This is a genomic window from Roseibium sp. MB-4, assembly GCF_053005265.1.
Map to the genome: position 1 here is coordinate 1,023,076 of NZ_JBRKQB010000002.1, position 14,580 is coordinate 1,037,655.

16 protein-coding genes are annotated in these 14,580 nt (G+C 56.0%); 12 read left to right on the plus strand and 4 right to left on the minus strand.

Going from position 1 to position 14,580, the window contains the following annotated elements; genetic code table 11:
* Window positions 1-56 precede the first annotated feature (56 nt).
* A complete protein-coding gene (locus tag ACVDG4_RS15900) occupies window positions 57-416 on the minus strand; it encodes an ArsR/SmtB family transcription factor (RefSeq protein WP_447235916.1) in 360 nt (119 codons plus the stop codon).
* Window positions 417-509: 93 nt separating this feature from the next.
* Window positions 510-899, minus strand: a complete 390-nt coding sequence (locus ACVDG4_RS15905) for a transcriptional regulator (protein ID WP_447235799.1) — start codon at window positions 897-899, stop codon at window positions 510-512.
* Window positions 900-993: 94 nt separating this feature from the next.
* Here ACVDG4_RS15905 and ACVDG4_RS15910 point away from each other — a divergent pair, with 94 nt between their 5' ends.
* From ACVDG4_RS15910 to mgrA, 12 genes are all read left to right on the plus strand, one after another.
* On the plus strand, window positions 994-1,728 hold the full coding sequence (locus ACVDG4_RS15910; protein WP_133951743.1) for a cytochrome c biogenesis CcdA family protein: 735 nt from the start codon (window positions 994-996) through the stop codon (window positions 1,726-1,728).
* Between the two features lie 22 nt (window positions 1,729-1,750).
* Window positions 1,751-2,347 carry a thioredoxin family protein gene (locus tag ACVDG4_RS15915; RefSeq protein ID WP_447235800.1) on the plus strand — a complete coding sequence of 199 codons (597 nt, stop codon included), beginning with the start codon at window positions 1,751-1,753 and terminating at the stop codon, window positions 2,345-2,347.
* A 154-nt stretch (window positions 2,348-2,501) separates the two neighbouring features.
* Window positions 2,502-2,981: a sulfur oxidation c-type cytochrome SoxX gene (gene soxX, locus ACVDG4_RS15920; RefSeq protein WP_420339864.1), complete on the plus strand. Its 480-nt coding sequence runs from the start codon at window positions 2,502-2,504 to the stop codon at window positions 2,979-2,981.
* 23 nt (window positions 2,982-3,004) lie between these two features.
* Window positions 3,005-3,454 (plus strand): thiosulfate oxidation carrier protein SoxY, encoded by a 450-nt coding sequence (soxY, locus tag ACVDG4_RS15925; RefSeq protein ID WP_306147649.1) that lies wholly within the window; start codon window positions 3,005-3,007, stop codon window positions 3,452-3,454.
* Window positions 3,455-3,485: 31 nt separating this feature from the next.
* Entirely contained in the window at window positions 3,486-3,815 is a 330-nt protein-coding gene (gene soxZ / locus ACVDG4_RS15930) for a thiosulfate oxidation carrier complex protein SoxZ (RefSeq protein WP_306147650.1), read from the plus strand.
* Between the two features lie 48 nt (window positions 3,816-3,863).
* Complete coding sequence (soxA, locus tag ACVDG4_RS15935) at window positions 3,864-4,721, plus strand: sulfur oxidation c-type cytochrome SoxA (protein ID WP_447235801.1); 858 nt, start codon at window positions 3,864-3,866, stop codon at window positions 4,719-4,721.
* Between the two features lie 197 nt (window positions 4,722-4,918).
* Window positions 4,919-6,616, plus strand: coding sequence for a thiosulfohydrolase SoxB (gene soxB, locus ACVDG4_RS15940; RefSeq protein ID WP_447235802.1), 1,698 nt, complete (start codon window positions 4,919-4,921; stop codon window positions 6,614-6,616).
* Between the two features lie 27 nt (window positions 6,617-6,643).
* Window positions 6,644-7,927, plus strand: a complete 1,284-nt coding sequence (soxC, locus tag ACVDG4_RS15945; protein WP_447235803.1) for a sulfite dehydrogenase — start codon at window positions 6,644-6,646, stop codon at window positions 7,925-7,927.
* Window positions 7,911-9,020 carry a c-type cytochrome gene (locus ACVDG4_RS15950; RefSeq protein ID WP_447235804.1) on the plus strand — a complete coding sequence of 370 codons (1,110 nt, stop codon included), beginning with the start codon at window positions 7,911-7,913 and terminating at the stop codon, window positions 9,018-9,020. Before soxC ends, ACVDG4_RS15950 begins: the two co-directional genes overlap by 17 nt.
* Window positions 9,021-9,048: 28 nt before the next feature.
* Entirely contained in the window at window positions 9,049-9,810 is a 762-nt protein-coding gene (locus ACVDG4_RS15955; RefSeq protein WP_447235805.1) for a c-type cytochrome, read from the plus strand.
* A gap of 48 nt (window positions 9,811-9,858) precedes the next feature.
* Window positions 9,859-11,136: an NAD(P)/FAD-dependent oxidoreductase gene (locus tag ACVDG4_RS15960; RefSeq protein ID WP_447235806.1), complete on the plus strand. Its 1,278-nt coding sequence runs from the start codon at window positions 9,859-9,861 to the stop codon at window positions 11,134-11,136.
* Window positions 11,137-11,303: 167 nt separating this feature from the next.
* Entirely contained in the window at window positions 11,304-12,353 is a 1,050-nt protein-coding gene (gene mgrA, locus ACVDG4_RS15965; RefSeq protein WP_447235807.1) for an L-glyceraldehyde 3-phosphate reductase, read from the plus strand.
* A gap of 46 nt (window positions 12,354-12,399) precedes the next feature.
* On the opposite strand, the gene ACVDG4_RS15970 is transcribed toward mgrA, so the two are convergent.
* Window positions 12,400-13,950 carry a TRAP transporter large permease gene (locus ACVDG4_RS15970; protein ID WP_447235808.1) on the minus strand — a complete coding sequence of 517 codons (1,551 nt, stop codon included), beginning with the start codon at window positions 13,948-13,950 and terminating at the stop codon, window positions 12,400-12,402.
* The gene (locus ACVDG4_RS15975; RefSeq protein WP_447235809.1) at window positions 13,947-14,450 is read right to left on the minus strand and encodes a TRAP transporter small permease subunit; all 504 of its coding nucleotides are present in this window, start codon (window positions 14,448-14,450) and stop codon (window positions 13,947-13,949) included. The genes ACVDG4_RS15970 and ACVDG4_RS15975 overlap by 4 nt, the downstream gene beginning before the upstream one ends.
* Window positions 14,451-14,580 lie beyond the last annotated feature (130 nt).

The window sequence follows — 14,580 nt, forward strand, 5'->3', positions numbered from 1 at the left end:
ATAAGGCTCTTCAACGCTCAAGCGTGCTGCAATGCACGCGGCGGCATAGTCCAAGCTTACTGATGATCGCTAGGCTGTGGACGCACGTCCTTGCAGAAAAGATCGTACAAGGTGGAGATGATAGAGCTCACCTCATCATCAACCAGTCTGTAATAAATCATCCGCCCTTCACGCCTCGTCTGCACAAGACCTTCGAGCCGCAATCGAGCAAGTTGTTGTGAAACGGCAGCCTGTGGCACCGTCAGGATATCTTCTAGTTCTGAAACAGATTTCTCGCCTTCAGACAGTAGGCACAGGATCACAAGACGCACTTCATGCGACAGTGCTTTCAAAAGATCACTCGCCTTGCGCGCCTGACCCATCAACTGGTCAAAGTCTTCGGCGCTCATATCCTTGTTGAAGACGGGCAGGTTCATCGAACGTTTCAGTATCCGTACAGGTTCAGCGAAACTATTGCAGCGCAGCAATTCTGCGCTCATTCGGGTAGATGATGCAAGTGGCAGCAATAATCAACTGCCGCTTTTTCTGTGCTCCTCCAGTTTGTCGAGCATATCGCCGAGCAGTGGCCAGAAAAAATGCTCACCGGGATACCCGCGGAGCCGTGCGATCTCCTTGCCATCTTCAACAAGAATGAAAGTCGGTGTCAGCCGTTCCCGTTGAACGTTTCCCAGATCTTCCGGCCAGCCGTCCGTGATATCCACACGGCGTAAGGGAGCACGTTTGCCCTCATCGGTTTTCGGATAGGCAACGCCGATCTCTTCATTCCAGATCATGCACCAGGAACAACCCGGTTGTTCAACCATGATCAATTCCGCTGCAATCCCGGACCTCGGAAACGCAGCAAGTCCGGCAAAAAAGGCGCTCGCAACCAGCGCTCCTACAACATTCAAACGACGCACTTGCCATTCTCCGTGTTTTCTGAGATTGCAATATATATGACTTTTTGAATATTTTAAACAAAACACAAAGTCGTCATGTCTGGGAGGACACTTTATGCTCGAGGTTTCGTGGGGCGCGGCGTTTCTGGCGGGATTGCTGTCCTTTGTGTCGCCTTGCGTCCTGCCAATTGTGCCGCCGTACTTGTGTTACCTCGCCGGCGTGAGCGTGGACGAGTTGAAGGGTGATGCGGCAACGACCGCTACCGGACGCCGGGTGGTTCTGGCCGCAATTGCGTTCGTGCTCGGCTTCTCAGCCGTGTTCGTGGCGCTTGGAGCAACCGCGAGTGTGATCGGGCAATCTATCGCGCGCTATTACGATGTTCTGTCCTACATCGCCGGCACGATCATCATTATCATGGGTCTGCACTTCCTCGGCATTTTCCGGATCGGTCTATTGTTCCGGGAGGCAAGAGTTCACGTGGAGACCAAACCGGCAGGCCTGGTGGGTGCATTCATCATGGGGCTCGCCTTCGCATTTGGCTGGACGCCCTGCGTCGGGCCAGTGCTGGCTGCAATCTTGTTTGTTGCCGGATCCTCGCAAACGACCTGGCATGGCGCAGGCCTTCTGGCCGTCTACGCCTTAGGCATTGGTATTCCGTTCATTCTAGCAGCCGCCTTTGCCAGCCGGTTTTTGGGCTGGGCCAGCCGCTTCCGCAAACATATGGGCACCATCGAAAAAATCATGGGCGGGTTCTTGGTCTTGACCGGAGTTCTGTTCATCACCGGCCAGATGTCGGCCATTGCCTTCTGGCTGTTGGAAACATTCCCGGTTTTTTCACAAATCGGCTGAGCGCACCTGGGAGGAGCTCGACATGCATCAGATCATCAAATCATTCGCAGCGGCAGCGGTCTGCTTAACGCTGAGCCACACCGCAGGGCATGCCGCAACCCTCGGCGAAGACGGGCTCCACAAACAGCCCTGGTTCACCATCACTTTCAAGGATATCGCAGAAGATATCGAAACAGCATCCGACGAGGGAAAACGCCTCGCCTTGGTGTTCGAGCAACGCGGCTGCATCTACTGCAAGGCCATGCATGAGAAGCTCCTGAGCGACCCGGAAGTGACGGACTACATCAAAGAGCACTTCATGGTCGTGCAATACAACATGTTCGGCGACGAAGAAGTCATCGACATTGACGGAGAAGAGCTGACCGAGAAGACCGCCGCCCGAAAATGGGGCTATGTGTTCACGCCGACAATCGTCTTTCTTCCAGACGAAATACCGGAAGACGGAACGGTCGCGGATTCGGCGGTTGCGACGATGCCAGGGTCGTTCGGCAAGTGGACATTCCTGAATATGTTTCGCTGGGTGAACGAAAAAGGCTACGAAAGTGACGAACACTTTCAGAAATATCACGCTCGTATAATCAATGAGTTACGTGACCAAGGCCGTCTCGGAGGGGACTAAAACTTGCACAAATTTGAAAGTCCGCAAAAAGGCGTATTGCATAACATATGCAAAAAATCATATCTTTTAATGTGAGGAGAACAGATGGACCGTGGAAATGAGTCCATCTTGGGTACGGTGGAGCGTACCCGCACTGAGGAGGAAAGCCAATAATATGACAAAGGGCGCAAGACTATGGGGCGCTGCTTTAGCGACATGCCTGGCCGGGACACTTTCGGTCAGCGCATTGCATGCGGAAACCATCGCTCCAACGGCCGTCGAGATTGTCGACATGGAGGCCAAATCATCACTCACCGGCAAGGCCGGTGACCCGGTTGCCGGCCGGGACACTTTCGCCGACCGGAAAAAAGGCAACTGCCTCGCCTGTCACGCGAACGCAGACCTGGCCGAGCTTCTGTTTCACGGCGAAGTTGGCCCGGAACTGGATGGCGTTGGCGATCGCTGGAGCACGGAGCAATTGCGCGCGATCGTGATCAACAGCAAGCAGGTATTCGGCGACCAAACCATAATGCCCGGTTTCTACACGACGGCACTTGGAGCACGCATCGCCGACAAATTCACCGATAAGACGATCCTCTCCGCCCAGGAAGTCGAGGATGTGGTCGCTTATCTGCTGACCCTCAAAGAAAACTGATCTCCGGTTTCAAGGAGCAAGAGATGACCATCACTAGACGCCAGGCTTTGGCTATGACTGCGGGTGCAGCCGCCTTCCTGACATTCGCCCCGCGAATTTCTTTCGCGGCAACACCTGACACGGACGCTGCTATCAAGGAGTTTACCGGAGGAGCGACCCCGACCGAGGGCACAGTCTCATTGGATACGCCGGAAATCGCGGAAAACGGCAACACCGTTCCTGTGGGTGTGACTGTCGATAGCCCGATGACTTCGGACAATTATGTTGAATCGGTTCTGATCTTGGCAGATGGGAACCCGAACCCGGCTGTTGCGACGTTCCACTTTTCAGCCATGAGCGGTGCAGCCGAGGCCAAGACCCGGATCCGGCTGGCGAAGACACAAAACGTCATCGCTGTCGCCAAAATGAGCGACGGTTCAACCTTCATGGACACCAAGGAAGTCAAGGTCACCATCGGCGGCTGCGGCGGCTAATCGGCAACGACCGGACGAGAGGAAACGAAAAATGGCATCCCCAAAACCCCGCGTAAAAGTGCCAAAGAAGGCCGACAAGGGTGAAGTCATCACCATCAAGACACTGATCAGCCATCCGATGGAATCAGGTCAGCGCAAAGACAAGAAAACCGGCGAGTTGATCCCCCGGCAGATCATCAACAAGTTCACCTGCGAGTTCGACGGCCAAGTCGTGTTCTCCTGTGATCTGGACCCTGCGGTATCGGCTAACCCCTACCTTCAGTTCAGCGCAAAGGTCGACAACAGCGGAACCTTCAAGTTCACCTGGGTGGACGACAACGGCAGCGTCTATGAGACCGAAAAGAAAATAACGGTCGAATAGGGTCTAAAGCCATCACGGTCGCACAAATCGGGAGGAGACGATTTGACCATGACGAATAATACAGGACGCTCTGCCGCTGCAATCCTTGCGACAGGTTTGGTACTCGGAATGTCCAACCAAGCCGTTGCGGATGAAAATGCGGAATTGATCGTCGAAGGCGAAAAGCTCGTTACAAAAGTGGCGGCACCGGAAGGTCACCCGTTAGATGAACTTCTTTCTGGATGGCGGTTCCGCTCTGATGAAACTCAGGCCCTGCAAACAGACGACTTTGAAAACCCCGCATTTGCAGCAGTCGACTACGGTTCGGAACTTTGGGAAACTGAAGCCGGCACTTCAGGCAAATCGTGCGCGTCTTGCCACGGAGATGCCTCGGAAAGCATGAAGGGCTTGCGAGCCTCTATGCCCAAATGGCACGAGGGCGAGAACACCCTGATGACCCTTGAAGACCACATCAACTGGTCACGGAAGGAACACCAGGGCGCCGATCCATGGAAATGGGAAAGTGCTGAGATGCTCGCGATGACGGCGTTTCTTGGTCTTCAATCCCGCGGCATGCCGGTCAATGTGAAGATCGACGGCCCTGCCGAAGAGTGGTTCAACAAGGGCAAGGATCTCTACTACACACGTGTCGGTCAGCTCGACATGTCGTGTTCCAATTGTCATGAGGACAACTATGGCAACATGATCCGTGCCGACCATTTGAGTCAGGGTCAGATCAACGGCTTCCCGACCTATCGCTTGAAATGGCAGGGGCTTGGATCAACACACCGGCGGTTCAAAGGCTGCATGGACAACATCCGCGCAACGCCGTTCAAACGCGGCTCGGATGAATTCACATCGCTAGAATTGTACCTCGCCTGGCGCGGCTCCGGCCTGTCGGTCGAAACACCGGCCGTGCGCCAGTAAGACAATACGAGAACTTGGAAGCGGCGGTGAACTGCCGCTTCCCAAACTCCGGCCACAGCGCCGGCGACGGATCAAATCAACACCGGTCGATAAAACGATCAAGGTTCGTAAGTTTTTACGCGCCAACAGAAAAACTTTGCCTTTTGCCATTGGCTATTTGGAGGCTTCGGCCTCATCAGGAATCAGGAGTTAAGTGAATGTTTTCAAGACGCGAGTTCTTGATGGCGGCAACCGCAACCAGCGCCCTGCTCGGCTCCGGCATGGCCGGGTCGTGGTCAAAGCTGATGGCACAACAGGCGTTGAGCGAAGACCAACTCCTGGCCACGGAGCCGGCAGGGTCCCTGACGCTGGTCCACATTACCGACATTCATGCCCAGCTGAAGCCGATCTACTTCCGGGAACCCTCCATCAATCTCGGCATTGGCGATGTCACCGGCAAACCGCCGCATGTGACCGGCGCGGACTTTCTCAAACTCTACAACATCGAAGCCGGTTCGCCGGATGCCTACGCACTCACATCAGAAGACTTCGCGTCCCTGGCGAAATCCTACGGCAAGATGGGCGGCATGGACCGGGTGGCAACCGTGATCAAGCGTATTCGCGCCGAGCGCGGCGATGACAACGTCCTGCTGCTGGACGGGGGCGACACCTGGCAGGGCAGTTACACATCCAATCAAACGCTTGGCCAGGACATGGTAACGGTCATGAACGCGTTGAAACCGGATGCCATGACCGGCCACTGGGAATTCACGTACGGCACGGACCGGGTTCAGGAGATCATCGACGACCTTCCCTTTGCGTTCCTGGGCTCCAACATTTACGACAACGAGTGGGATGAGCCGGCGTTCGAAGCCTGGAAAATGTTTGAGCGCGGTGGGTCAAAGGTTGCGGTCATTGGGCAGGCCTTCCCCTACACGCCGATCGCCAATCCACGCTGGATGATCCCGGGCTGGTCCTTCGGCATCCGCGAGGAAGACATTGCCAAGCACGTCGAAGAGGCCCGCGGCGAAGGCGCCGAGGTCATTGTCTTGCTCTCTCACAATGGGTTCGACGTTGACCGGAAGCTTGCCTCCAACGTTGCTGGCATCGACGTCATCCTAACCGGCCACACGCACGACGCTTTGCCTGAACCGGTCATTGTCAACGACACGCTGGTGATTGCATCTGGCTCGAACGGCAAGTTCGTCTCTCGCGTTGATCTGGATGTGAAAGACGGCGCGGTTATAGGCTACAAGTACCGTCTGATCCCGATCTTTTCTGACGTAATCACGCCAGATGCAGAGATGAGTGCGCTGATCGATGAGGTCCGCGCGCCCTTTGAGGCAGACCTTTCGCGGATTCTCGGCAAGACAGAAAGCCTCCTTTACCGGCGCGGCAACTTCAACGGCACCTTCGATGACCTGATTTGTCAGGCGCTTCTGAAGGAACGCGACGCCCAGATTGCACTGTCGCCCGGCTTCCGCTGGGGCACCAGCCTCCTGCCCGGTCAAGATATCACCTTCGAAGACCTCCACAACGCCTGTGCCATGACCTACCCCGCCGCTTATCGCTCGACCATGAACGGTCAAATGCTGAAGGACATTCTCGAAGACGTTGGCGACAACCTCTTCAACAAGGACCCGTATTACCAGCAAGGCGGCGACATGGTCCGCGTTGGCGGCATGGGGTATACGATCGACCCCAAAATGGAGATCGGCGAACGCATCTCCGACATGACGCTTCTTTCAACCGGTGAGCCGATCGACCCTGCAAAAGACTACGTCGTTGCCGGCTGGGCTTCGGTCAATGAAGACACCGAGGGCCCGGCGATCTGGGACGTCGTTGAAAACCACATCACAAAAAATCCGACCGTGAAGCTTCCGGACAATGAGTCCGTGAAGGTGATCGGTGTCTAAATTTGTTTAAGACCTGAGGACAGAAACATGACTGAGACAAAGGACAAGGGCACTCCCTCCCTCTCTCGGCGGTCCCTTCTCAAGGCCGGCCTCGCGAGCGGTGTTGCCGCAGGTGCCGCCGGAGCTGCAGGTGCAGCACGCGCAGCAGGTGACCCATTGATCACGGAAATTCAGGACTGGAACCGGTATCTCGGCGATGGCGTCGATGCAGCACCGTACGGTCTACCATCAGAATTTGAATCGGAAGTGGTCCGGCGCAACGTGCCCTGGCTGACCGCTGATGCCGTCGCCTCAATCAATTTTACACCACTCCATGAACTCGACGGGATCATCACACCAAACGGGCTGTGTTTTGAGCGCCACCATGGCGGTGTCGCGCAGATCCGACCGCAGGACCACCGCCTGATGATCAACGGCCTGGTCGACACACCTCTGGTCTTCACCATGGAAGACCTGAAGCGCTTCCCCCGCGAAAACCACGTCTACTTCCTGGAATGCGCGGCAAATGGCGGCATGGAGTGGCGCGGGTCTCAGCTCAATGGCTGCCAGTTCACCCACGGTATGGTGCACAACGTGATGTACACCGGCGTGAAACTGAAAACACTTCTGGAAGAAGCCGGTGTCAAGACCAACGGCAAATGGGTGCTTCCCGAAGGCGCAGATGCCGCCCACATGACACGTTCCATCCCAATGGAAAAGGCGCTGGATGACTGCCTGGTTGCCTGGAAAATGAACGGCGAAGCGCTGCGCGCCGAACAGGGCTACCCGCTGCGTCTCGTCGTTCCAGGTTGGGAAGGCAACATGTGGGTCAAATGGCTGCGCCGCTTGGAAGTCGGCGATCAGCCGTGGCACCACCGGGAGGAAACGTCGAAATACACCGACCTTCTGGAAACAGGAAAAGCCAGGCGCTTTACCTGGGTGATGGATCCGAAATCCGTCATCACCAGCCCAAGCCCGCAAATGCCGGTTTCTCACGGCAAGGGACCAATGGTGATTTCAGGGCTAGCCTGGTCGGGCAACGGCCGCATCACCCGGGTAGACGTATCTCTGGACGGCGGCCGGAATTGGAAGACGGCGCGGATTGACGGGCCAAGCCTGTCGAAATCTCTGCACCGCTTCTACCTAGACATTGATTGGGACGGGTCGGAAATGCTGATCCAGTCCCGCGCAATGGATGAACACGGGTTCTACCAGCCAACCAAAAACGAGCTGCGGGCCGCCCGAGGCGAAAACTCCATCTACCACAACAACGGCATTCAGACCTGGTTTGTCCAAAAGAACGGGGCGGTTGAAAATGTTGAAGTCTCTTAAAGCGCTTTCGCTCGGCACCGTTCTCGTCGCGCTTGCCTCCACCGCCACCGCGGGCGATGCGGCCAAGGGCGAGAAGGTCTTCAAGAAATGCCAAGCCTGCCATGCTGTCGGTGATGGGGCCAAGAACAAGGTTGGTCCGCATCTAAACGACCTGTTTGGGCGCACTGCTGGTGAGATCGATGGCTACAAGTACTCGAACGCCATGATCAAGGCTGGAGAGGATGGATTGGTGTGGGACATGGAAACGACCCGCACCTATCTCGCCAAACCGAAAGCCATGATCAAAGGCACCAAGATGGCCTTTGCGGGGCTCCGCAAGGATGCGGATCTCGACAACATTTTGGCATATCTTGCGACTTACTCGGAAGATGCAGACAACGGTTCAGAACAATCCGAAGCACCTTCACAAGATAGCGGGTCTCAAGTCGCCGCCACTCCTGCGTCAACAGAACCCGTTACCGCTGCTACCTCAAACACACGAGACGGTGGTGTCTTCGGCCTTGGCCGTGTTGCCTTGGCTGAAGAAGTGGCTGCATGGGATATCGACATCCGTCCAGATGGGCAGGGACTTCCCGAAGGATCGGGAACTGTTGCCGACGGAGAAGTTCTTTACACAGACAACTGCGCCATGTGTCACGGTGATTTTGGCGAGGCAGTAGACCGCTGGCCGGTTCTCGCAGGTGGCCATGGCACCCTGACCGACGATCGCCCAGAAAAGACAATCGGTTCCTACTGGCCCTACTTGTCGACAGTCTATGACTATGTCCGCCGGGCAATGCCTTTTGGCAATGCCAGATCTTTGTCCGACGATGAGGTCTACGCAATCACCGCGTATCTCCTTTACCTGAACGATCTGGTGGACGATGAGGAGTTTGAACTCTCCAAGGACAACTTCCTCGATATCCGCCTGCCCAATGAGGAGAACTTCATTGCGGATGACCGTCCCGAAGAAGCGCATTACGCACAAAAGAGCGAACCATGCATGACCGACTGCAAGCCCGGTCCTGTAGAGATTACAATGCGCGCGCGCATTCTGGATGTGACGCCCGACGACGGCGGCGATGACAACGCCGGTGTCGGCGCGGTAGACTGATCCATACCGGGTCACGGGAGGAACCGGTATGGACCAGAAGCAGGAAAAGGCTGAACGGCCTTATGCCGATTTTCCGACATGGAGAAATGCGGCATGGGCCCGCGCAAGAAAATGGATCGCAGGCGCAGCGTTTTTACTGGCGGCGCCGGCCATGGCATCGGACGGCGATCCAATAAAAGGCGAAAAGCTGTTTAAAGCCTGCAAAGCCTGCCACCAGGTTGGAGCCAACGCGAGAAATGGCGTTGGCCCCCATCTCGACGGACTTTTTGAACGCCCGGCCGGGACCCTGGAAGGCTTTAGGTATTCCAGTGCGATGAAGAAACTCGGCAGTGACGGGATGGTCTGGAACGAGTTTTCGTTGGACCTTTATCTCGAAAAGCCGCGGGAATATGTACCCGGAACCCGAATGTCCTATCGCGGCATGCCTGACCGTCAGGATCGCACCCACATCATTGCCTACTTGAGAGAACTTTCCAAAGCCGAACCGGCGTCAGAACCGGAGCCGGAAACTGTGACGCCAGAAATGGGGGCCGTTGCCATGCAGATCGACGGCGACATGGCGTATGGCGAATATCTTTCGAGTGAATGTGTCACCTGTCATCAAGTCTCTGGCCGGGCCGATGGCATCCCATCCATTATCGGCTGGCCTAAGAAACCGTTCATCCGGGCACTCTTTGAGTACAAGACAAATGTCCGCAGTCATCAGGTCATGCAGAACATGACAGTCAACCTCGGCAACGAGGAAATCGCAGCCTTGGCCGCCTATTTCGGGTCCATCGATCCGCAATGAGGTTTTGTCAAATGCAGGGGCCAAACTGCTTACTTGGGAGGAAATGACATGCCGAATCTCACACGCCGTAGTTTTGGGCTTCTGGTTGGCGCCGGGGCGACATCCTTGGCACTGCCGTATTACGCCCCGGCGCAGGGGAAACCAAAAGTCGTCGTCATCGGCGGCGGTGCTGGAGGCGCGACAGCCGCCCGGTATATGGCCAAGGATGCTGGTGAGGATCTTGACGTCACTCTGATCGAAGCCAACCCGGCCTACACTACCTGCTTCTTTTCCAACCTATACCTCGGCGGGTTCCGCGATTTCGATTCCATCACACACGGCTACGATACATTGTCTTCGAACTACGGCATCACCGTTGTAAACGGCATGGCAGATGCCGTTGATCGGGATGCCAAAATGGTTGTCATGGCGGACGGGTCCAAAGTGCCTTACGACCGTCTGGTCGTGTCCCCGGGCATTGATCTCATCTACGATAGTGTGCCCGGCTACTCAGAAGAAGCGGCTGAAATCATGCCGCATTCCTGGAAGGCGGGTCCTCAGACCCAACTTCTGAAAGCCAAACTGGATGCTATCGAAAACGGCCAGCAAATCGTCATGGTGGCCCCGCCGAACCCATATCGTTGCCCTCCGGGACCGTACGAGCGTGTGTCAATGATGGCGCATATTCTCAAATCCAAGGGACTGAACGACAGCAAGATCGTCATCATTGATCCCAAGCCGAAGTTCTCCAAACAAGCCCTATTCCAGGAAGGCTGGGACAAGCACTATCCGGGCATGATCGAGTGGTATGGACCGGATGTGCATGGCGGTATCGTCAAGGTCGATGCGTCGACCGGGGAGGTCGAAACGGACCTGGACACCTTCCAGGGCGACTTGGTGAACGTCATCCCAGCGCAAAAGGCGGGCATGATCGCCTCCAAAGCCGCACTTACCAATGACAGCGGGTTCTGCGCCATTGATCCGGCTTCCATGCGCTCCAAGGAAGACAACTCCATCTTTGTCATCGGAGATGCCTGCATCGCCGGCGACATGCCGAAGTCCGGCTTCTCGGCGAACAGCCAGGCCAAGGTGGCAGCGATGACCATTCGCGGAGACCTCACCGGATCACGTGTTTTCCCGGCAAAATACTCTAACACCTGCTGGAGCCTGATCGAGACCAACGATGGCGTAAAAGTCGGCGCACAATACGCCCCGACAGATGAAAAAATCGCGTCCACGTCGAAATTCATCAGCCAGACCGGTGAAGACGCAGGTCTCCGTCAGGCCACCTATGAAGAGTCGATCGGCTGGTACAAAGGCATCACCACCGACATGTTCGGCGCCTAACTCCTCCCCCACCTTGCTTGCGGTAGCGCCGCCTACCGCAAGCCTCTTTTTCACCAGAACTTCTGTCCATACTTCACATCACTCTCCTTTAGTGCGAAGACAGCGTCCCCCTCCATCGACATTCTGAAACAGTGTTGCTTGGAAAAACGCAGTCAAATGGAGACGCAATGACCTGGACCGCATCGCCCGACCGTTACACCAGCATGGACTACCGCCGCTGTGGCAGGTCCGGATTGAAACTGCCGCTCATTTCTCTGGGACTTTGGCACAATTTCGGCGATGACACCCCGCACCAGCGTAAGCAGGAAATTGCGCGGACCGCTTTTGATCTCGGCATCACCCACTTCGACCTTGCCAACAATTATGGACCGGCGAAGGGCTCCGCGGAGAGCGCATTCGGCGAACTCCTGCGCACCGACTTTGCACCGTATCGGGACGAGATGATCATTTCGTCCAAGGCAGGCTATGACATGTGGCCCGGGCCTTATGGCGAGTGGGGCAGCCGCAAATACCTGATCGCGTCCTGCGATCAATCGCTGAAACGCATGGGTCTCGACTATGTCGACATCTTCTATTCACACAGGTTCGACCCGGACACGCCGTTGGAAGAGACCATGATGGCGCTGGACCACATCGTCCGCTCCGGACGGGCCCTATACGTCGGTATTTCCTCTTACAATACAAAGAGGACCCGAGAAGCAGCAGCAATCCTGAAGGAGCTCGGCACTCCCTGTCTGATCCATCAGCCGAGCTATTCCATGATCAACCGTTGGGTGGAAGAAGACGGTCTTCTCGACACCTTGGACGATCTCGGCATTGGTTCCATCGCCTTTTCCCCACTCGCCCAAGGCATGCTGACAAACAAGTATCTGAAGGACATTCCGGAAGGTAGTCGGGCAACACAGGGCAAATCCCTGCAGGACCAATTTCTCAGCGACGAGAACCTTGCAACCATCCGGGCACTCAACGCCATTGCCGAGCGGCGCAGGCAAACACTGGCGCAGATGGCACTTGCCTGGGTCTTGAGAGGCGGCCGCGTCACGACGGCCCTCATTGGGGCAAGCCGAGCAGCCCAAGTGATTGACTGTGTCGGCGCGCTCAAAAATCTCGAGTTCACTGAAGCCGAGCTTCAGGAAATCGATGCGACGGCGAAGGACGCCAACATCAACCTTTGGGCGGCCTCGTCTGAGCGCGAAGGCCCTGCCCGCAAGAAATAGATCCGGACACCGGGCGGTTTTGGCCGCCCGGCTATTCTTAAGAACTTTAATAAAGCCAGCGCGGAAGCCAAGTTGCGATAATCGGGAACATCCACAGGATCGCGACGGCAGCGATTTGCAATCCGATGAACGGAACCACACCGCGATAGATTTGTCCGGTGGTGATTTCCTTTGGCGCAGCTCCGCGCAAATAGAACAGCGAAAATCCGAACGGCGGCGTCAGAAACGATGTCTGAAGATTGATTGCGATCAGGACTGTGAGCCAGATCGGATCAATACCCATCAGGATGAGCGGCGGGATCAAAACAGGCAGCAGAATCACCGAGATCTCGACAAAGTCGAGGAAGAAGCCCAACACGAAGACGAACAGCATCGCGAAGATCAGCGCTCCCGTGGCGCCGCCAGGCATTTCCTTCAAAAGCTCATGAACACGGTCTTCCCCGCCGAGGCCGACAAATACCAGACTGAAAAAACTCGCCATCAGGATGGTTGCGAAGATCATTGAGGTTACGGTCAGGGTCGACAGCAATGATGACTTCAAAAGCCCATCGGCAAAAGCTGCACGTAAAATTTTGAGTACGATGCCAAGCGCAAAAAGAGCAAGCCCAGCGTAGATTGCAGCAAGCACATAGCCACCAATCGTCACATCTGACCTTTGAAGGCGAACGGGAAAGGCCGCAGCCGACACTGCAAGTACCAGCAAGGCTATGGTCGCCAGAATGATGAGTTTGACAGGCACGCCCAACCGTCGGCCAGCCAGCAAGATAGCTCCAACGGCGCCGACAGAAGCTGCTTCATTCGGAGATGCCACACCGCCAAGGATCGAGCCCAAAACGGCGATAATCAACAGGATCGGCGGAACGATTGCAGACGCGATTTCCACGCCGCTTGGTGGCTCAACACTCTCCTTCATAGCCGGTGCGTCACCAGGAAATAGTTTCGCGCGACCGATGATGTAGACGCAATAGACGGCCACCAGCAGAAGTCCAGGCACCATTGCGGCCGCAAAGGTCTGTCCAACCGAGATCGTTTCGATCGTGAATTTGCCTTGCGCATATTGCGCCTGCTGAAACGCATTCGACATGACATCGGCAAGGATGATCAGAAGGGTCGAGGGCGGGATGATCTGACCAAGTGTACCGGCTGTACAAACCATGCCGGAGGCCAATTTCGGGTCATACCCGTTGCGCAACATGGTCGGCAGGGCAATCAGGCCCATCGCAACGACCGTTGCGCCGACAATACCGGTCGACGCAGCCAGAAGGGCACCGACCAGAACGACGGAAACACCAAGGCCGCCATTCATCTTGCCGAACAGCCGGCCCATCGTTTCAAGAAGGTCCTCGGCAATCCGGCTTTTTTCCAGGATTACACCCATCAGAACAAATAGTGGGATTGCGGTGAGCACCGGGTTGGTCAGAACCCCAAAAAACCGCTGGCCCATCGCCCCCATTAGCTGAATGTTGAAGTCTCCAAGCATCCACCCCAGGAGCGCGAAGCCGGTTGCAACGCCCGCTATCGTGAAGGCCACCGGATAGCCGAGGAGAATGAAGGCGATCAGCGCCCCGAACATCATCAAATCAAGAGGAAGGCTCATGCAGCGGTGGCTTTCAAGCGGGAAATATCACGGATCAAGGCAGCTGCGCCTTGAAAGAGTAAAAGAATGCAGTAGGCCGGAATGAGCGTCTTCAACAGGAACGAGGCCGGGATCCCGCCAACCGAAATCGGTCCCTCGAGAATTGCCCAGCTGCTGCGCACAGTCGGCCAGGAGAACCACAACAGAATAAGCAACGCTGGCGTCAGCAGACACAGATGGCCAAAGATGTCGATCCAGGCCTGTGTGCGCTCGCTCGCCTTGGCATAAAAAATGTCCACACGCACATGGGCATTGACCAGGAACGTGTACCCTGCGCCCAGCATGAAGATGGCTGCATGGAAATACAAAACACCTTCATCGAGAAAGATGAAGCTGTAGCCGAAAACATAGCGCAGAAGCACAATCACGAATTGCAACATCAGCATGCCCAGCGCTGCCCAGCACAAGGTGTTGCCTATTACCGAATTCACGCGCTCCAGCACACCCGCAAGCTTTTCCATCGCGGTCGGTTCCTGTTTTTGTCTCACAAGGTCACGCCCTCATCGTGAGGAGTTGGACCAGATGGTCAAGTCAAGCAGTGGCGACCGGAGAAGCGTTTCGACTTCTCCGATCGCCAAAGGCAGGCTGTGC